Annotated in this window: 18 protein-coding genes; 13 read left to right on the top strand and 5 right to left on the bottom strand. The window is 54.3% G+C overall.

The annotated features are described in order from the left end of the window. Positions 1 to 95 precede the first annotated feature (95 nt). Positions 96 to 1,148, bottom strand: coding sequence for a YeiH family protein (locus tag GC087_RS08660; RefSeq protein ID WP_324021195.1), 1,053 nt, complete (start codon positions 1,146 to 1,148; stop codon positions 96 to 98). 102 nt (positions 1,149 to 1,250) lie between these two features. Between GC087_RS08660 and GC087_RS08665 the strand changes: the two genes are divergently transcribed. The 5 genes from GC087_RS08665 (at position 1,251) to GC087_RS08685 (ending at position 6,147) form a co-directional block, all read left to right on the top strand. Then, positions 1,251 to 1,616, top strand: a complete 366-nt coding sequence (locus GC087_RS08665; protein WP_006119946.1) for a YkvA family protein — start codon at positions 1,251 to 1,253, stop codon at positions 1,614 to 1,616. A 17-nt stretch (positions 1,617 to 1,633) separates the two neighbouring features. Next, positions 1,634 to 2,503: a DNA-binding transcriptional regulator YeiE gene (gene yieE / locus GC087_RS08670; protein WP_324030298.1), complete on the top strand. Its 870-nt coding sequence runs from the start codon at positions 1,634 to 1,636 to the stop codon at positions 2,501 to 2,503. A gap of 181 nt (positions 2,504 to 2,684) precedes the next feature. Next, positions 2,685 to 4,145, top strand: a complete 1,461-nt coding sequence (locus GC087_RS08675; protein ID WP_324030300.1) for an amino acid permease — start codon at positions 2,685 to 2,687, stop codon at positions 4,143 to 4,145. Positions 4,146 to 4,282: 137 nt separating this feature from the next. After that, complete coding sequence (locus tag GC087_RS08680) at positions 4,283 to 5,359, top strand: FecCD family ABC transporter permease (protein WP_054633448.1); 1,077 nt, start codon at positions 4,283 to 4,285, stop codon at positions 5,357 to 5,359. Continuing rightward, the gene (locus GC087_RS08685; RefSeq protein ID WP_324030302.1) at positions 5,359 to 6,147 is read left to right on the top strand and encodes an ABC transporter ATP-binding protein; all 789 of its coding nucleotides are present in this window, start codon (positions 5,359 to 5,361) and stop codon (positions 6,145 to 6,147) included. Before GC087_RS08680 ends, GC087_RS08685 begins: the two co-directional genes overlap by 1 nt. A gap of 35 nt (positions 6,148 to 6,182) precedes the next feature. Here GC087_RS08685 and fghA read toward each other — a convergent pair whose 3' ends face one another. The 3 genes from fghA to ptrR form a co-directional block, all read right to left on the bottom strand. Then, complete coding sequence (gene fghA / locus GC087_RS08690; protein ID WP_324030304.1) at positions 6,183 to 7,028, bottom strand: S-formylglutathione hydrolase; 846 nt, start codon at positions 7,026 to 7,028, stop codon at positions 6,183 to 6,185. Positions 7,029 to 7,039: 11 nt separating this feature from the next. After that, on the bottom strand, positions 7,040 to 8,164 hold the full coding sequence (locus GC087_RS08695; protein ID WP_324030306.1) for an S-(hydroxymethyl)glutathione dehydrogenase/class III alcohol dehydrogenase: 1,125 nt from the start codon (positions 8,162 to 8,164) through the stop codon (positions 7,040 to 7,042). Positions 8,165 to 8,242: 78 nt separating this feature from the next. After that, positions 8,243 to 9,154, bottom strand: coding sequence for a putrescine utilization regulator PtrR (ptrR, locus tag GC087_RS08700; protein WP_033740559.1), 912 nt, complete (start codon positions 9,152 to 9,154; stop codon positions 8,243 to 8,245). A 106-nt stretch (positions 9,155 to 9,260) separates the two neighbouring features. Here ptrR and GC087_RS08705 point away from each other — a divergent pair, with 106 nt between their 5' ends. From GC087_RS08705 to GC087_RS08740, 8 genes are all read left to right on the top strand, one after another. Beyond that, positions 9,261 to 10,388: a YbfB/YjiJ family MFS transporter gene (locus tag GC087_RS08705; RefSeq protein WP_324030307.1), complete on the top strand. Its 1,128-nt coding sequence runs from the start codon at positions 9,261 to 9,263 to the stop codon at positions 10,386 to 10,388. 125 nt (positions 10,389 to 10,513) lie between these two features. Beyond that, positions 10,514 to 11,179: a GTP cyclohydrolase I FolE gene (gene folE / locus GC087_RS08710; protein ID WP_006119934.1), complete on the top strand. Its 666-nt coding sequence runs from the start codon at positions 10,514 to 10,516 to the stop codon at positions 11,177 to 11,179. Between the two features lie 49 nt (positions 11,180 to 11,228). Next, on the top strand, positions 11,229 to 12,389 hold the full coding sequence (yeiB, locus tag GC087_RS08715) for a DUF418 domain-containing protein YeiB (RefSeq protein WP_324030308.1): 1,161 nt from the start codon (positions 11,229 to 11,231) through the stop codon (positions 12,387 to 12,389). Between the two features lie 142 nt (positions 12,390 to 12,531). Then, a complete protein-coding gene (galS, locus tag GC087_RS08720) occupies positions 12,532 to 13,572 on the top strand; it encodes an HTH-type transcriptional regulator GalS (protein WP_058708421.1) in 1,041 nt (346 codons plus the stop codon). A gap of 312 nt (positions 13,573 to 13,884) precedes the next feature. Then, positions 13,885 to 14,880 carry a galactose/glucose ABC transporter substrate-binding protein MglB gene (mglB, locus tag GC087_RS08725; RefSeq protein ID WP_033740552.1) on the top strand — a complete coding sequence of 332 codons (996 nt, stop codon included), beginning with the start codon at positions 13,885 to 13,887 and terminating at the stop codon, positions 14,878 to 14,880. Positions 14,881 to 14,950: 70 nt separating this feature from the next. After that, on the top strand, positions 14,951 to 16,471 hold the full coding sequence (gene mglA / locus GC087_RS08730) for a galactose/methyl galactoside ABC transporter ATP-binding protein MglA (RefSeq protein ID WP_006119927.1): 1,521 nt from the start codon (positions 14,951 to 14,953) through the stop codon (positions 16,469 to 16,471). 19 nt (positions 16,472 to 16,490) lie between these two features. Beyond that, positions 16,491 to 17,501 (top strand): galactose/methyl galactoside ABC transporter permease MglC, encoded by a 1,011-nt coding sequence (gene mglC, locus GC087_RS08735; RefSeq protein WP_006119926.1) that lies wholly within the window; start codon positions 16,491 to 16,493, stop codon positions 17,499 to 17,501. A 125-nt stretch (positions 17,502 to 17,626) separates the two neighbouring features. Then, positions 17,627 to 17,827: a hypothetical protein gene (locus GC087_RS08740; protein ID WP_324030311.1), complete on the top strand. Its 201-nt coding sequence runs from the start codon at positions 17,627 to 17,629 to the stop codon at positions 17,825 to 17,827. Between the two features lie 179 nt (positions 17,828 to 18,006). Here GC087_RS08740 and sanA read toward each other — a convergent pair whose 3' ends face one another. Beyond that, entirely contained in the window at positions 18,007 to 18,726 is a 720-nt protein-coding gene (gene sanA / locus GC087_RS08745) for an outer membrane permeability protein SanA (protein WP_006119925.1), read from the bottom strand.

Here is an 18,726-nt window from a genome sequence, read left to right on the forward strand (position 1 = left end):
TCTCGCAACGCTGGATGAGATGAACACCTTCAGCACGCGAGCAAACGGGCTAACCGGCCTGCATGCGGCCGGTTTAATAAAGACATGAACGTGCCTTACGCGATAAAACGCTGAACCAGCAGGTTAATCGTGCCGCCGCCCAGCACCAGCCAGCCAAAGACCAGTGCCCCCAACAGGACAGGTTTATAGCCCGCTGCACGCAGGGCAGTGAAACGGGTAGTCAGACCCAGTGCCGCCATTGCCATGGTCAGCAATATTCCTCCCAGCGTGTTGAACATATTCACCCATCCGGCCGGCAGCCAGTGCAGCGAGTTGAACAAGGCGACAACGACAAACATCAGGGCAAACCATGGAAACGTCACCGGCTTTGCGCTCTGCTGTTCTGCCTGCTCACGTCGCAGGACGCCGCTCAGCAACAGTAAAAACGGTGCCAGCAGCATGACGCGCAGCATTTTCGCGATAACGGCGCTGTTTTCGGTTTCGGGCGCAATGCTGTGGCCGGCAGCAACGACCTGCGCCACCTCATGAATGGTTGAACCGGTAAAAATGCCAAACTGCGTCAGCGTGACACGGGGAAAAAAGTCATGCACCAGGGGCCACAAAACGGGATAAATAAAAATCGCCAGGGTACCAAACAGCACCACCGTAGCGACGGCAACGGCCACTTTTGACGGCGCCGCTTTGACCACCGGTTCCGTGGCCAGCACCGCCGCGGCGCCACAGATGCTGCTGCCTGCACCAATTAACCATACAGTTTCGCGGTCAAGCTTCAGCAGACGTCGGCCCAGCAGGCAGGTCACAAAGAACGTACTGCTCAGGGTCAGCACATCAATCAGCAGGCCGCTTAATCCCACGTCGGTGATTTGCTGCAAGGTGATGCGAAAGCCAAACAGAATCACACCGAGCCTGAGCAGTTTTTGTTTTGCCAGCTGTACGCCCGCGTCACACTGGCCGGCAAGAGGAGAATAAACGCTGTTACCGACGATGATGCCCAGCATAATCGCCAGAGTTAATGATCCCAGACCCAGACGAGCGATGCCTGGCACCTGGGCCACAGCGGCAGTCACGCTGGCGATCAGGCCGCATAACAACAGGCCGGGTAGCCACTGCTGAACGAAAGGATTTTTTGAGAGGGTGATGTCTGCCATGATTACGCTCCTGGTTGAGCGCTCATCATCATGCGGGGCTTGTTAAAAGTGAAATTGATTATATATTTATAATCTACCGATATAAGTGATAAGGCAGGAACTATGCTGTTTGCACGACTGAAACGCTTAATCACGCTCATCAAACGCGATGTGCTGACGCTCGCCTTTGCCTGTCGCGATCCTCAAACACCGCTGTGGTGTAAAGGCCTGGCCGCCGGGTTGCTGGCGTACGGCATAAGTCCGATCGATTTGATTCCGGATGTTATCCCGGTTGTGGGACTAGTAGACGATGCCGTCATTATCCCTGCCGGTGTCATGTTACTGCTGAAAATGCTGCCGCGCGAGGTTCGGGCCCGCAGCGTCGCGCGTGCGCAGCAACAGCGTGCACGCGGTAAAAAAGTATTGGGTGTACTGGGTGTGATTTTTCTGCTGTGGATCGCCCTGATCGTTTACCTTGTCGCGCGCTAAGTGATTCCGGAGTTTTCATGCATATTACCCTGCGACAAATTGAAGTGTTTACCGAGGTGCTTAAAAGTGGCTCTACCACCCAGGCTTCTCAGGTGCTGGCGCTCTCCCAGTCTGCTGTCAGTGCCGCCCTGGCTGATCTGGAAAACCAGTTAGGTGTGCAGCTTTTCGATCGGGTAGGAAAGCGGCTAGTGCTCAACGAACATGGCCGGTTACTTTATCCCCGTGCCGTTGGCCTGCTCGAACAGGCCACAGAAATCGAACAGTTATTCAAAGAAGATAACGGGGCTATTCGTATTTATGCCAGCAGCACCATCGGGAATTATCTGCTGCCGGGGATGATTGCCGGTTACCGCCGTGATTTCCCCACGTTGCCTTTAGAGCTGAGCGTGGGAAACAGTCAGGACGTGATCACAGCCGTTTCCGATTTTCGCGTCGATGTGGGATTAATTGAGGGGCCGTGCCATATGACAGAACTGGTCAGCGAGCCCTGGCTGGAAGATGAACTGGTGGTCTTTGCCGCACCGGACGCCGCCATTTTGCAGCAGCCCGTCACGCTGACCTCGCTGGCTGAGGCCACCTGGATTCTCCGCGAGCGCGGCTCAGGTACGCGCGAGATTGTCGATTATCTGCTGTTGTCCCATTTGCCGACATTTCAGTTGGGCATGGAGCTGGGTAACTCCGAAGCGATAAAGCATGCCGTGCGGCACGGTATGGGCATCAGTTGCTTATCACGTCGTGTGATTGCCGAGCAGTTGAGCGCCGGGACGCTGATTGAGCTGAAAACGCCTTTGCCGAATCTGACGCGCACGCTTTATCGCATCCACCATCGACGAAAACACATCTCAAAGGCCCTGTCGCGGTTTTTATCGTACTGCCGGGAAACGTAAACGCCCGATGAATGGTGGTTTAATCAGCGGTTCAACCCCTTGAATTTCAGGGAAACAGGCGGCGCCGCTAATAATTTCGCGCCAATCATGAAGGTAACTAATAACAGCGTAGCATTCGCTATACAGCGTGGCCTTTGCTGCTACAATCGCGCCTTATTTTTACCCAGCGTAATGTTTACACATGCATAATGACACAAATACAACACAACAACCTGCGTTACGACGCGATCTAAAAGCACGCCATCTCACCATGATCGCCATTGGCGGATCAATCGGTACAGGTCTGTTTGTGGCATCCGGTGCCACCATCTCTCAAGCTGGCCCCGGCGGGGCATTACTCTCATATGCCTTAATTGGCTTAATGGTCTATTTCCTGATGACCAGCCTCGGCGAACTGGCCGCGTTTATGCCGGTTTCCGGCTCCTTCGCCACCTACGGTGCCAAATACGTGGAAGAGGGCTTTGGTTTCGCCCTGGGCTGGAATTACTGGTACAACTGGGCGGTCACCATTGCTGTCGACCTGGTGGCATCGCAACTGGTTATGAATTACTGGTTTCCCGACACGCCGGGCTGGATCTGGAGCGCACTGTTCCTGAGCCTGATGTTCCTGATCAATTACATTTCAGTCAAAGGCTTTGGCGAGACCGAATACTGGTTCTCCTTGATCAAAGTCGCCACCGTCGTGATCTTTATCGTGGTGGGCGTGTTGATGATTGTGGGCATTATGCGTGGCGCGGAAAATGCAGGCTGGCATAACTGGCAGGTAGGCGATGCGCCGTTTGCCGGAGGCTTCGCGGCGATGATCGGTGTTGCAATGATTGTCGGCTTTTCTTTCCAGGGGACTGAACTCATCGGCATAGCGGCGGGTGAATCTGAAGATCCGGCGAAAAACATTCCGCGCGCCGTGCGTCAGGTGTTCTGGCGCATCCTGCTGTTTTATGTGCTGGCCATTCTGATTATCAGTCTGATTCTGCCCTATACCGATCCGCAACTGCTGCACAATGATATTAAAGATATCAGCGTGAGTCCGTTTACCCTGGTGTTCCAGAATGCCGGCCTGCTGTCTGCGGCGGCGGTCATGAACGCGGTGATTTTAACGGCGGTACTGTCGGCGGGTAACTCCGGGATGTATGCCTCAACGCGCATGTTGTATAACCTGGCGTGTGAAGGTAAAGCGCCGCGCATTTTTGCCCGGCTGTCAAAAGGCGGCGTACCGCGTAATGCGTTATGGGCCACCACCGTCGTCGCGGGTTTGTGCTTTTTAACCTCAAAATTTGGTAATCAGGAAGTCTATCTCTGGCTGCTGAATACCTCCGGGATGACAGGCTTTATCGCCTGGTTAGGGATTGCCATCAGTTACTATCGTTTCCGTCGCGGTTATGTGGCTCAGGGGCGCGATCTGAGCGACTTGCCGTACCGCTCAGGCTTCTTCCCACTGGGGCCCATTTTTGCCTTTGTACTCTGTCTGATTATTACGCTCGGTCAGAATTACCAGGCCTTCCTGCAGGACACCATTGACTGGTACAGCGTTGCAGCGACCTATATTGGCCTGCCCTTGTTCCTGCTGATCTGGCTGGGTTACAGGCTGGTGCGGGGCGGACGCATTGTGAAATACAGTGAGATGGAATTTCCCCGCTCATAACGGGTTAAAAGCGCACGGTAAACGCCGTGCGCTTTTACGTTACGTCATCACTATTAACATTCCATGAATTGATAATTATTATCACCTGCACTATTGTGGCTGCGTTTTTAATTTTGGAGCCATTACTGGATTGAACCATGACAACGGAATCATCGTTGATTGGTGCTGAAGCAGGCCATCAGCCCATACTGAAAAATTATCATCAGGTTTTGCGCCGCCGCCTGTTCTGGATAGGGGCGTTGCTGGTGGCGATCCTTGCGTCACTGGTTCTGGACTTTACGCTCGGCCCGGCCGGACTTTCGCTATCGACGTTGTGGCACACGCTGCTCTCACCCGAGAGCGTTGATGCAGGCACGCGCGTCATTGTCTGGGATATCCGCCTGCCTTATGCGCTCATGGCCATCGTGGTCGGCCTTGCACTGGGCCTTGCCGGCGCAGAAATGCAAACCATCCTTAATAACCCGCTTGCCAGTCCGTTTACGCTGGGCGTTTCCTCGGCGGCGGCGTTCGGTGCCGCACTGGCCATTATTTTAGGCGTGGGGATTCCGGGGATCTCCGGTCAGTGGTTTATCTCAGCCAATGCGTTTATCTTTGCTCTGCTGGCCGCCTTAATGCTGGACGGCATTACGCGCTGGACGCAGGTCTCGTCATCTGGCGTGGTATTATTTGGTATTGCCCTGGTGTTTACCTTTAATGCGCTGGTGTCGATGATGCAGTTTATCGCCAGTGAAGATACGTTACAGGGGCTGGTGTTCTGGACCATGGGCAGCCTGGCGCGTGCGTCCTGGGAAAAACTGGGCGTACTGAGCGCGGCTTTTGTGCTGTTGGTGCCGTTTTCCCTGCTCAGTAGCTGGAAACTGACCGCACTGCGCCTGGGGGAAGACCGGGCCGTGAGTTTTGGTATCGACGTGCGCCGTCTGCGCCTGGCGACTTTGCTGCGTATTAGTGTGCTATCCGCCTTAGCGGTCGCCTTTGTCGGCCCGATTGGTTTTATTGGCCTGGTCGCACCGCATATCGCCCGCATGATGTTCGGCGAAGATCATCGCTTCTATCTACCGGCCAGTGCGCTGACCGGTGCCCTTGTACTGTCGCTGGCCTCAGTGGCTTCCAAAAACCTGATTCCCGGAGCCATCATCCCGGTGGGGATTGTGACCTCGCTCATTGGGGTGCCGTTTTTCCTGAGTATCATTTTGCGTCACCGAGGGCATGTGTAATGGAACAGGGATTACGCCTGCGCGGCTTCACCACCGGTTATCCTAAACGTCAGGTCATTGATAACCTTCACGTCGAGCCGTTACCGCGTGGCGAAATCACGGTCCTGCTGGGACCGAACGGCTGCGGTAAATCCACCTTACTGCGTGCGCTGGCCGGGCTGAATAAAGGGCAGGGCGAACTGTGGTTAAACGGCGAAGATCTGATGACTCAGCCCTTTGCCCGCCGGGCCAGACAGGTTGTGTACCTGCCGCAATCGTTGCCTGCGGGGGTGCATCTGCATGTGCTGGAGTCCATTATCGTCGCGCAGCGTGCGTCATCGGGCATGCACAGTCCCGCCAGTGAAGCCGATGTCATGAGACTGCTGGATCAACTGGGCATTGCCCATCTGGCAATGCGGTATCTGGATCAGCTCTCGGGTGGACAAAAGCAGCTTGTTGGTCTGGCCCAGTCGTTGATTCGTCGGCCTGCGCTGTTACTGCTGGATGAACCGCTGAGTGCGCTGGATTTAAACTACCAGTTCCACGTTATGGATTTAGTGCGGCGTGAGACGGCGCTGCGCAATATGGTGACGGTGGTCGTGGTCCACGATATCAATATCGCTTTACGTCACGCGCAGCATGCGCTGATGCTCAAAGCGGGACGGTTAATCGCAGAAGGCGCACCGGATAGCGTGATCACACCCAATACGCTGGCGCAGGTTTATGGCGTGCAGGGCCGCATTGAGCACTGTTCCCGCGGAATGCCGCAGGTCATGATTGACGGATTAGTCCGGGAAGGGCTGATGTAAAAAAACGGGGATGGCGCACGCCATCCCCGGTTGTGTTATCCCACCAACAAGTGCTGCGCATGAAAGCGCAGATGATCTTCCACGAAGCTGGCGATAAAGAAGTAACTGTGATCGTAGCCTGGCTGAATACGCAGAGTTAACGGGAAATCCATCTCCTGCGCCACTGTCTCTAATCGCTCCGGCTGAAGCTGATCCGCCAAAAACTGATCGCTGTCGCCCTGATCGATCAATAACGGCAGGCGATGCTGAACCTCGCGCATCAGCTGACAGCTGTCGTATGCCCGCCAGGCCTGGCGATCCTCTCCCAGATAAGCGGTGAACGCCTTTTGTCCCCAGGGCACATCGGCGGGATTCACAATCGGCGCAAAGGCGGAGGCGGAGGCAAAGCGGTTTGCCAGGCGTAACGCCAGCATCAGCGCGCCGTGTCCGCCCATAGAGTGCCCCATGATCGACTGACGTTCACTGACCTTAAAGTTATCGGCAATCAGCGCAGGCAGCTCCTCACTAAGGTAGTCGAACATCCGATAGTGGCTCGCCCAGGGCTGCTGCGTCGCATTGAGATAAAAGCCCGCGCCCTGGCCCAGATCATAGCCCTCGTCATTGGCCACTGCCTCACCGCGCGGGCTGGTATCGGGCATGATCAGCACCAGCCCCAGTTCAGCGGCGACGCGCTGCGCACCCGCTTTGGTGGTAAAGTTTTCGTCATTGCAGGTCAGGCCTGCCAGAAACCACACCACCGGCGGGGGCGAATCCCCGCGCGGACGGGGCAAATAGATGCTGAACGTCATCGGGCAGTTCAGCACCTGAGAGGGATGACGCCAGCGCTGCTGCCAGCCGCCAAAAATACGGTGTTCTTCCAGTAACTCAAGAGAAGATGTCATAGCGCCCCCGATTACTTATTGAAGTGAACGACGGAGCGGATCGACTTCCCTTCGTGCATCAAATCAAAGGCGTCATTTATCTCTTCCAGCGGCATGGTATGCGTGATGAAGTCGTTCAACGCAAATTTACCATCGAGGTAATCCTGCACAATCCCAGGCAGCTGCGAGCGACCTTTTACGCCACCAAACGCAGAGCCACGCCAGACGCGCCCTGTGACTAACTGGAACGGACGCGTAGAGATTTCCTGGCCTGCACCGGCGACGCCGATGATCACCGACTCGCCCCAGCCTTTATGGCAGCACTCCAGGGCAGAACGCATCACGTTGACGTTACCGATACATTCAAAGGAGAAATCCACGCCGCCGTCGGTGAGTTCAACAATCACGTCCTGGATAGGTTTATCGTAATCCTTAGGGTTGATCAGATTGGTCGCACCAAGTTTACGGGCCAGGTCGAATTTGCTGGTATTGATATCAATACCAATGATGCGGCCGGCCTTCGCCATTTTCGCGCCGATAATCGCTGACAAACCAATGCCGCCCAGACCAAAGATGGCAACGGTATCGCCTTCTTTAACTTTAGCGGTGTTCATCACTGCGCCCATACCGGTGGTTACGCCGCAGCCCAGCAGGCACACTTCTTCCAGTGGCGCTTCTTTACTGATTTTAGCCAGAGAGATTTCCGGGACGACGGTATATTCGGAGAAGGTTGACGTGCCCATATAGTGAAAAATGGGTTTACCGTCTTTAAAGAAACGCGTCGTGCCGTCAGGCATCAGGCCTTTACCTTGCGTAGTGCGGATGGCCTGGCACAGATTGGTTTTGCCTGACAGACAGAACTTACATTTACCACATTCCGGCGTGTAAAGCGGGATAACATGATCGCCCACTTCCACGCTGGTGACGCCTTCGCCGACCGCTTCAACGATACCGCCGCCTTCGTGACCCAGAATCGCCGGGAACACGCCTTCCGGATCGCTACCTGACAGCGTATAAGCATCCGTATGACAAACGCCAGTGGCAACGATACGGACCAGCACTTCCCCTTTTTGCGGCGGCATTAAATCCACTTCTTCAATTTTCAGTGGTTCGCCAGCGGCCCAGGCGACAGCGGCACGGGTTTTGATCATGTTCATGCAATCCCTCTTCCAGTCAGATTGTGACGCGTTATGGCGTCTGGATGGTCGTGATTCATTAAAAATAGCGCGGAAATCTTATTCCGCCGCCTGTAAAGGATGCATCAGCTCATCGTTGAGCGGACGATCGTGAAATTGTTCGATAATGAGGTACTTGAGTGCCTCAACATTGGGCGTAAAGGCGTCCCGTCGCCACATCAGCCAGGTCGCAGTATCACGATACTTCGCCGGCAGGCTGTGTACCTGAACCCGTGCGCGCTCTGGCATCTGTTTCAGGACCGACGCCGGAATCATCGCCACGCCTGCACCGCCTGCGACACAGGCCAGCATGGCATGATAAGACTGAATCTCCATGACGCTGTTTGGCGCGGCCTGGCTGTCGCGATACCAGGCTTCCAGTTTCACCCGGTAAGAGCAGCTGTTGCGGAACGCAAACAACGTATCTTCCTGAGTATCGCGTGCGCTCGTCACCGGGATGTGGTCAAGGTCAGTGATGAGCACCATCTCTTCACGGAACGCAATACAGCCATTCAGATCGTCGTGCTGAACCGGCCCGTCTACCAACGCCGCGGCCAGTGTTCCTTCGCGAACCCGATCGATAATTTCACCGGAGGTGCCAGTGATCAGCGATAAGGCGACCGCCGGAAAACGCTGATGATAGGCAGCCAGCAGGCCAGGCAGGCGCGTTGCCGCCGTACTTTCCATCGAGCCCAGCGCAAAATTCCCGCCAGGCTTACCGGTGCGCGCCATACTTAAGGCTTCATCGCTCAGGGCCAGAATGCGCTGCGCATAGTTAAGAAAATTATGGCCCATCGGGGATAAGCGAATGCGCTGTTTTTCCCGAATGAACAGATCGGCACCCAGTTCCTCTTCCAACTGGCGCAGGCGCGTGGTGAGGTTAGAAGGCACCCGATGCAGTTGTTCCGCAGCACGGGCAAGAGAACCGCTCTCTGCCACGGAACAGAACATACGTAGCTGGACTAAATCCATGTGTTCTCTTCCTGTAAACAAGTTGGTTAATATTATTCACTTTTCGTGATTCTAAGCATCGTTCATGCTGTACGCAAGTTTCAATTTAAAAAAACTGAGGTGCCCAATGGCATTTCGCGTCGCGATAAGTGCGTTTTTGACTTTGTTTGTCGTCATGGGCATCGGCCGTTTTGCGTTTACGCCCCAGGTGCCTTTACTGATTCAGGCTGATCAGTTAACCCTGACCAGTGCCAGTGTGGTCGCAGCATTAAACTATCTGGGTTACCTGTGCGGTTCCTTTGACGCGATGCGCGCGCAGCAGCGTGTGGAGTGGCGGCTGCATCTGGGGGTTTGGGGCGCGGTGGTGTTAACCGCGTTGTCAGCCTATGCCGGTGGCCCCTGGCTGCACGGGATCATTCGCTTTGTGATTGGCTGGGCCAGCGGCTGGGCCATGGTGCTGGTGGCCGCGTGGAGCAATGAGCAACTGCATCATCACGGTCGTACTGGTCTGTCGGCGGCGGTCTTTGCCGGTCCCGGCGCTGGCATTTTCATCAGCGGCCTGCTGGCGGTCATCTTACACAGTTTACAGGTCTCTGTGACGCTGGCGTGGGGCATTTACGCTGTGCTGGCCGCCGTGCTGGTGGCGGCTATCTGCCGCAACCTGCCGCGTACGGGGGCGCTGCACCGGGCAGGGCAGGTACCAGCGCCGCTGACGCTGACGCCCAACCTGCGGCGGCTGGTCCTGAGCTACAGCCTGGCGGGGTTTGGCTATATTTTGCCTGCCACCTTTTTGTCGCAAATGGCGGCAGCCCGTTTTCCGGGCAGTGCGCTGGCGCAGCTGGTCTGGCCGGTATTTGGCGGGGCGGCGATGCTGGGCATCGTCATCGGTATTGTGACGCGTCGAATGGGGCAGGCGCATGCCCGCCTGGCCATCACGCTCTGGGCCCAGGCGCTGGGCGTGCTGGCGGCCGCCTTGTTGCCGGGGTTCGGTGGTTTGTTACTCGGTGCGCTGCTGGTGGGCGGGGGCTTTTTGAGTGTCGTGCAGTTGTCGCTGCTTTGCGCGCGTGAACTGGCTCCGCAGCATACGCGCTATATGGCGGGCTTACTGACCACCGGCTATGCGATTGGGCAACTGGCTGGCCCCTTACTTTCCTCGCTTTCAACCCTGTTTCTGCACCACCTTGAGCCTGCGTTATGGGTAGCAGGCGCCAGTCTGGTCTGGGCGGGCCTGTTAGTGTGGCGGCGGGTCGCGTGAAAAGCTTTCATCTCCAATCAGATTGATTGCTGGATTCCCTGCACAGAAAGTCTCACAATACGCGCTCAGTAATATGACCCGCAGGTAACAGACTGCGGGCGCAACACCTGCCGGAGAAGAGTAAGATGAGTACCTTAAGTCAGGAAGCTGCACTGGTTCACGAAGCGCTGCTGGCGCGTGGGCTGGAAACGCCGCTGCGTGCACCCACGCGTGAAATGGACGATGAAACGCGCAAAAGCCTGATTGCAGGCCATATGACGGAAATCATGCAGCTGCTGAATCTGGATCTTGAAGATGACAGCCTGATGGAAACCCCGCACCGCATTGCCAAAATGTATGTCGATGAGGTCTTTTCCGGTCTCGATTACGCCAATTTCCCCAAAATCACCCTTATCGAAAACAAGATGAAGGTGGACGAGATGGTCACGGTACGCGACATTACGCTGACCAGCACCTGTGAACATCACTTTGTGATTATCGATGGCAAAGCCACCGTCGCCTATATTCCCAAAGACAAAGTGATTGGTTTGTCCAAAATTAACCGCATCGTGCAGTTTTTTGCCCAGCGACCTCAGGTGCAGGAGCGTCTGACTCAGCAGGTGCTGCTGGCGCTGCAAACATTGTTAGGCACCAATAACGTTGCTGTTTCCATTGATGCCGTCCACTACTGTGTAAAAGCACGCGGTGTGAAGGATGCCACCAGTGCCACCACGACCACTTCCCTGGGCGGTCTGTTTAAATCCAGCCAGAATACCCGTCAGGAATTTCTGCGCGCGGTGCGCCACAGTTAATATCGACAGGTGGGCGCAGATGCGCCTGCCGGGTCCGTCAGGAGCCGCTATGCAACGCTACCTTGCGCTGGATTTTATTCGCGGCTGTGCCATTCTCGGCATCCTGTTGCTGAATATTATTGGTTTTGGCTTACCTTCTGCGGCCTATCTCAATCCTGCGTGGCAGGGCAGCGTCACCTTGTCTGATGCCTGGACATGGGCGCTGTCCGATATCTTCGCGCAGCTTAAATTTCTGACGCTCTTTGCGCTGCTGTTTGGCGCGGGGTTGCAACTGCAGCTGCCGCGCGGAAGTCGCTGGCTTTCCGCCCGTCTGTCATTACTGGTGCTGCTGGGGTTTCTTCACAGCATTTTTATCTGGGAAGGCGATATCCTGCTGGATTACGGCATTATCGGCCTGATCGTCTGGCGGATGCTGCGCGATGCACCGTCCACGCGTGGGCTAATCAATACCGGGGTTTTACTTTATCTGGTGGGCTGTGCGCTGTTGCTGATCTTTGCCCTGATTAGCAGCGCCGAGCCCTCACGCTCGTGGTTGCCCGGCGCCGCAGAGATTCAGTATGAACAGTTCTGGAAGGTCAACGGCGGGCTGGCGGCGGTACGCATCCGCCTGGATAACCTCTCCTCCAGTTTAATGGCACTGGTGGCGCAGTATGGCTGGCAACTGGCCGGACTGATGCTGCTGGGCGCGGCCTTGTTACGTAGCGGCTGGCTGAAAGGAACGTTTCCCGTGTCCCATTACCGGCGCGTTGCGCGGATGTTACTGCCGATTGGGCTGGGGATAGCGACGGCAGGTGTGGCCGCGCAATGGTTTGTGGACTGGGATGCACGCTGGAGTGCGTTCTATTTACAACTGCCGCGTGATCTTGCCAGCCCGTTAATCAGTATCGGCTATGCCGCACTCTGCTTTGGATTTTGGCCAGCCATTCAGCGCTGGCGGATGAGTTATGCTATCCAGTGCGTGGGCCGTATGGCGCTCAGTAACTATCTGCTGCAGTCCCTGATCGGCACTACGCTGTTCTACCGCTTCGGGCTTTTTATGCACTTTACGCGCGGGCAACTGGTCATGATGGTGCCAGGCATATGGTGTATTAACCTGCTGTTTTCCGTGCTGTGGCTACGCTATTTCCCGCAGGGGCCGGTGGAATGGATCTGGCGTCGTCTGACACGCTTTCTTGCCACGCCCCACCCCACGTCATCCTCAGAAAGATAATGACGGTCATCACAAAGGTTGCAGAATTGTATGTAACCGTTTTCATTGGTGTGACGCAATTCACGCTGTCCCGTGCACTTCCCTGACAGAATAGCGCCGGTGCCATAACCGGCGTAATGCCTTTTCTCTCTGGAAGTGCTGCATGATAACCATTCGAGATGTTGCGCGTCAGGCGGGCGTGTCCGTAGCGACTGTCTCGCGCGTACTAAATAACAGCAGCGCGGTCACCGCTGAGACACGTGACGTCGTGTTACAGGCGGTTGACGCTCTGGGCTATCGCCCAAATGCCAATGCTCAGGCGCTGGCAACCCAGGTGAGCGATACAATCGGCGTCGTCGTCATGGATGTCTCCGATCCCTTTTTTGGCGCGCTGGTTAAAGCGGTGGATACCGTGGCACAGCGCGTCCAGAAACATGTACTGATCAGCAACTCCTGGCATCAGGAAGAAAAAGAGCGTCACGCTATCGAAGTGTTGATACGGCAACGGTGCAATGCGCTGGTGGTCCATGCGAAAACGCTTTCAGACGCAGAGCTGGCGGGCTTTATGAGTCAGGTGCCAGGTATGGTGGTTATCAACCGCAGCATACCGGGTTATGAGGCCCGTTGCGTCAGTCTGGATAATGTGACCGGGGCCTTAATGGCCTCACGCATGTTGCTGCAACAGGGGCATTCCCGCATCGGCTATCTCTGTTCCAGTCATCCCATTGAAGATGTGGATCAACGGCGTGAAGGCTGGTTACAGGCGCTGGCAGAGCAGGGAATTCGCCCACAGGAAAGCTGGATAGCCAGCGCAGAGCCGGATATGCAAGGGGGCGAAGCCGCAATGGTGGAACTGCTGGGACGCAATCTGAATCTCAGCGCCATTTTCGCCTATAACGATGGGATGGCGGCCGGTGCCCTTACCGCTCTGAAAGACAATGGCATTCAGGTACCGCACCATTTTTCTGTCGTCGGCTTCGATGATATTCCGGTTTCGCGGTACACCGATCCTCAACTTACCACAGTCCGTTATCCTATTGTTTCTATGGCAAAACTTGCCACTGAACTGGCCCTGCAGGGCGCGGCAGGCTGTCTTGACACTACGGCGAAACATATCTTTATGCCCACCCTCGTTCGCCGCCATTCCGTCGCGCAAAAGCAAAGTGTGGAGTCCGTCACTAATTCAGGCGATTCCGCGATGTAACCGTTTTCAATCTGTGATTGTATTCACAGTTAATTAACATTGCTATCACTATGATGGCAACGTCTTACAGTACTGAAACATTATGTAACGCCACTCTCCCGTTGAGGGCACCGACAGCATCGTTGGTTCAGGCTTATAACACACGCTTTACGGACGCATTGACCTACATGGAAGTCGAGTTTGGCACGGCACAGCAGTGGCTCAGTCTGATTTAGAGCGCATCTTGCCTCGCCGGATAATTCTTACCCGATGTTCTTCCGCGGCTTGACGCAGCAGAACATAAAAAGACCCTACAGAAAAACCGGAGATACCATGAATAAGAAGGTTTTCACGCTCACAGCACTGGTTGCCAGCATGATGTTTGGTGCAGTAGCCCACGCCGCTGATACCCGTATCGGCGTGACTATTTATAAGTACGACGACAACTTTATGTCGATGGTACGTAAAGACATCGAGAAAGAAGCCAAAACGCTGGGCGGCATCCAACTGCTGATGAATGACTCACAGAACGATCAGTCAAAACAAAACGATCAAATTGACGTGCTGATGGCAAAAGGCGTGAAAGCGTTAGCCATCAACCTGGTCGACCCGGCTGCAGCGGCTGTCGTGGTACAGAAAGCCCGTGCGAACGATATCCCGGTTGTGTTCTTCAACAAAGAACCTAACGCCAAAGTGCTGGCCAGCTACGATAAAGCCTACTACGTCGGTACCGATTCGAAAGAGTCTGGCGTGATTCAGGGCAAACTGATTGAGAAACACTGGAAAGCGACCCCGGCCTGGGATCTGAACAAAGACGGTGTGATCCAGTATGTGCTGCTGAAAGGCGAACCAGGCCATCCTGATGCTGAAGCGCGTACCAAATATGTTATCGATACGCTGAACAAAGATGGTGTGAAAACCCAGCAGTTAGCGATGGATACGGCGATGTGGGATACCGCACAGGCTAAAGACAAAATGGACGCCTGGCTGTCAGGCCCTAACGCCAAGAAAATCGAAGTGGTAATCGCGAACAACGATGCGATGGCGATGGGGGCTGTTGAAGCGCTGAAGGCACACAACATGTCTTCTATACCGGTATTTGGTGTGGATGCCTTACCTGAGGCGCTGGCGCTGGTTAAATCTGGCGCGATGGCCGGTACGGTGCTGAACGATGCGGAAAACCAGGCGAAAGCCACCATCGATATGGCGAAGAACCTTGCCGATGGTAAACCGGCCACCGAAGGCACCAACTTCAAGATGGTCGATAAGATCGTACGCGTACCCTATGTACCGGTTGATCAGGAAAACCTGTCTCAGTTCCAGAAATAATTATGTGCAAACGGGCGCGGCGGCTGCTGCGCCTTTTTTATGTCATCACCGTTTTTTAGCCAGGTAAATTATGGCCAGTGATAATACGACCGCGCAGCGCGAATATCTGCTGGAAATGACCAACGTCAGTAAATCATTTCCCGGCGTTAAAGCTCTCGACAACGTAAATTTAAAAGTGCGGCCTCACTCCGTTCATGCACTGATGGGTGAAAACGGCGCTGGTAAATCAACGTTGTTAAAATGTTTATTTGGTATCTACAAAAAAGATACCGGAAGTATTCTTTTTCAAGGGCAGGAAATAGATTTTAAAAGCTCCAAAGAGGCGCTGGAAAATGGCGTGTCAATGGTTCACCAGGAATTAAACCTGGTATTACAGCGTACCGTGATGGACAACATGTGGCTTGGGCGTTATCCACGCAAAGGCTTCTTTGTCGATCAGGAAAAAATGTACCGTGATACCAAAGCGATTTTTGACGAGCTGGATATTAACATCGATCCCCGTGACAAAGTCGCGCATCTCTCCGTCTCGCAAATGCAGATGATTGAGATTGCCAAAGCGTTTTCTTATGACGCCAAAATCGTGATCATGGATGAACCGACATCCTCGTTGACGGAAAAAGAAGTGAATCATCTGTTCACGATTATCCGTAAGCTGAAAGATCGCGGCTGCGGCATTGTTTATATTTCACACAAAATGGAAGAGATCTTCCAGTTGTGTGATGAAATTACGGTTCTGCGTGACGGTCAGTGGATTGCAACCCAGCCGCTCGAAGGGCTGGACATGGATAAGATCATCGCCATGATGGTGGGGCGTTCATTAAGCCAGCGCTTCCCGGATCGCGTAAATGTGCCGGGCGAGACCATTCTTGAGGTGCGCAATTTAACCTCTCTGCGTCAGCCCTCTATTCGTGATATTTCGTTTGATTTGCGTAAAGGGGAGATACTCGGTATTGCCGGGTTGGTCGGTGCAAAACGTACGGATATCGTCGAAACGCTGTTTGGCATTCGCGAAAAATCGGGCGGCACAATTAAACTGCACGGTAAAACGATTAATAATCACACGGCGAACGAAGCCATCAATCATGGCTTTGCTCTTGTGACGGAAGAACGTCGCTCTACCGGTATTTATGCGTTTCTGGATATTGGTTTTAATTCTCTCATCTCCAATATCAAAAAATATAAGAACAACATTGGTCTGCTGGATAATAAGCGTATGAAGAGTGATACCCAATGGGTTATCGACTCCATGCGGGTAAAAACGCCAGGCCACCACACCCAAATTGGTTCGCTTTCAGGTGGTAACCAACAGAAGGTGATTATTGGACGCTGGTTGCTGACGCAGCCCGAAATATTGATGCTTGATGAACCCACTCGCGGTATTGATGTGGGGGCCAAATTCGAGATTTACCAGCTGATGGCTGAGCTGGCAAAAAAAGAAAAGGGCATCATTATTATCTCTTCCGAAATGCCAGAGCTGTTAGGCATCACCGATCGTATTCTGGTCATGAGTAACGGTCTGGTCGCTGGCATTGTTGATACAAAAACGACTACGCAGAACGAAATATTGCGTTTAGCGTCATTACACCTTTAATGAAGTAAGGGCTGTTAACATGAAAGCGACTACAAAAAAGAATGCGCTAACCTGGCTGAAAGAGGGTGGCATTTATGTCGTGCTACTGGTACTGCTGGCGATTATTATTTTCCAGGATCCGACGTTCTTAAGTTTAATGAATCTGAGTAACATTCTGACCCAATCCTCGGTGCGTATTATCATTGCGCTGGGCGTTGCGGGACTGATTGTGACTCAGGGGACAGACCTGTCAGCCGGTCGTCAGGTTGGCCTCGCCGCTATCGTGGCCGCTTCGCTGCTGCAGGCTATGGATAACCCAAACAAAGTGTTCCCACATCTGGAAACCGTACCGATTCCTGTGGTGATCCTGATTGTTTGTGCGATTGGTGCCGTTATTGGCCTGGTGAACGGCGTGATTATTGCTTACCTGAAAGTGACGCCGTTTATCACTACGTTGGGTACCATGATTATCGTTTACGGTATCAACTCGCTGTATTACGACTTCGTAGGCGCATCACCGATTGCAGGCTTCTATGACGGCTTCTCAACCTTTACGCAAGGCTTCCTGCGTTTCGGGGATTTTAAGCTGTCCTACATCACCTTCTATGCGGTGATTGCGATCGTGTTCGTCTGGATTCTGTGGAACAAAACGCGTTTCGGTAAAAACATTTTTGCCATCGGCGGTAACCCGGAAGCGGCAAAAGTCTCCGGCGTAAACGTCAACCTGAACCTGATTCTGATTTATGCCCTTTCAGGCGTGTTCTATGCTTTCGGCGGTATGCTGGAAGCGGGCCGTATCGGCTCGGCAACGAACAACCTTGGCTTTATGTACGAGCTGGATGCTATCGCGGCCTGCGTCGTCGGTGGTGTGTCTTTTGCCGGTGGTGTGGGGACGGTGGCCGGTGTCGTGACCGGTGTGTTGATCTTCACCGTCATCAACTACGGCTTGACCTATATCGGCATTAACCCTTACTGGCAGTACATAATCAAGGGCGGCATCATTATTTTTGCTGTGGCGCTCGACTCGCTGAAGTACGCACGTAAAAAATAACGGCAGAAGTCATCATGTAAGCTAAGCGGCCTGCGGGCCGCTTTTTTTATGGCACGGAAGCCGCCAGCCTGCGCCCGGAAGCAGGAAAGAACGCGGATTCACGGCGAGCCAGCAGGATGCCCGCTATGAGAGTGCGCGTTCGAATTGACTTTAATCAGGAACAGAAAGCTGTCCTGTGGACGCAAAATCCTGAGTCAGCAGGTCAGCAGGTCAGCAGGTCAGCAGGTCAGCAGGTCAGCAGGTCAGCAGGTCAGCAGGTCAGTAAGGTAAAGAAGCAGCAAATCCGCCGCGCTGGACTGACCGTCATCCTTGGTAACGATGCGTGATAAGCCCTGTCGCCATCGCAAAGTCCCGCGCTAAGCCTTGTTTCGCCATAGCAAGGATGCTACGCGTCGGCGATGCACTCCTGTCAGAAAGGCGGAGCCTGCCGCGCCGGCGTTATCATCCGTTCTCACAGTCTATCTTCACGCCAGGGTCAGCGGGCTGTCAGCCAGACAAAGGCGGCTTACTGATGGCGCTTTTGTTCCAGTTCCAGCAGTTGCTCAGGGGTGACAGCAGGATAGCTTTGCGCATCCTCCGGCACATCATGTACGGCGGGAATGGGCACCAGAGGCCCGAGGAAGCGCGGTTCACGCTTGAGGAGGTACAAATCTACCAGCGCGCCAAGACGTGCACCGACCTCACGCATGCGCACCGTCAGCATATTTTTCGGCGAGGGCACAGCGTAGCACTGAGCCTGAATGCCAAGGTGCAGGGCGATAAACAGTGCCCGCTCACAGTGGAAGCGCTGGGTGATGATAATAAAATCGTTGGTATCGAATACCTTGCGCGTGCGGACAATGGAATCCAGCGTCCGAAAGCCCGCGTAATCCAGTACGATATCCGCCGGATCAACGCCACCTTTGATTAAATCGCGCCGCATGGTCATGGGTTCGTTATAGCTCTGCTGCGCATTGTCTCCGCTCAGCAGTAAATAGTTAATCTTGCCGCTGTTATAGGCGTTAAGCGCGCCCTGCATCCGGTACAGGTAGTACTGATTAATCACCCCGGTGCGGTAATATTTTGCCGTGCCCAGCACAACACCGACCTGACGATGGGGCAGTGAGGCCAGATTGTCGTAAATATAGGGGGCGGTTTTCCAGCTTATCCAGCGATCCAGGCCAAGCGCCGTCGCCACCATCGTTAAGATGATGAAAAGCAGAGCAATGAAAACGCGTTTCAACAT

The organism is Pantoea sp. JZ2, assembly GCF_035191405.1.
Taxonomy (GTDB): Bacteria; Pseudomonadota; Gammaproteobacteria; order Enterobacterales; family Enterobacteriaceae; genus Pantoea; species Pantoea stewartii.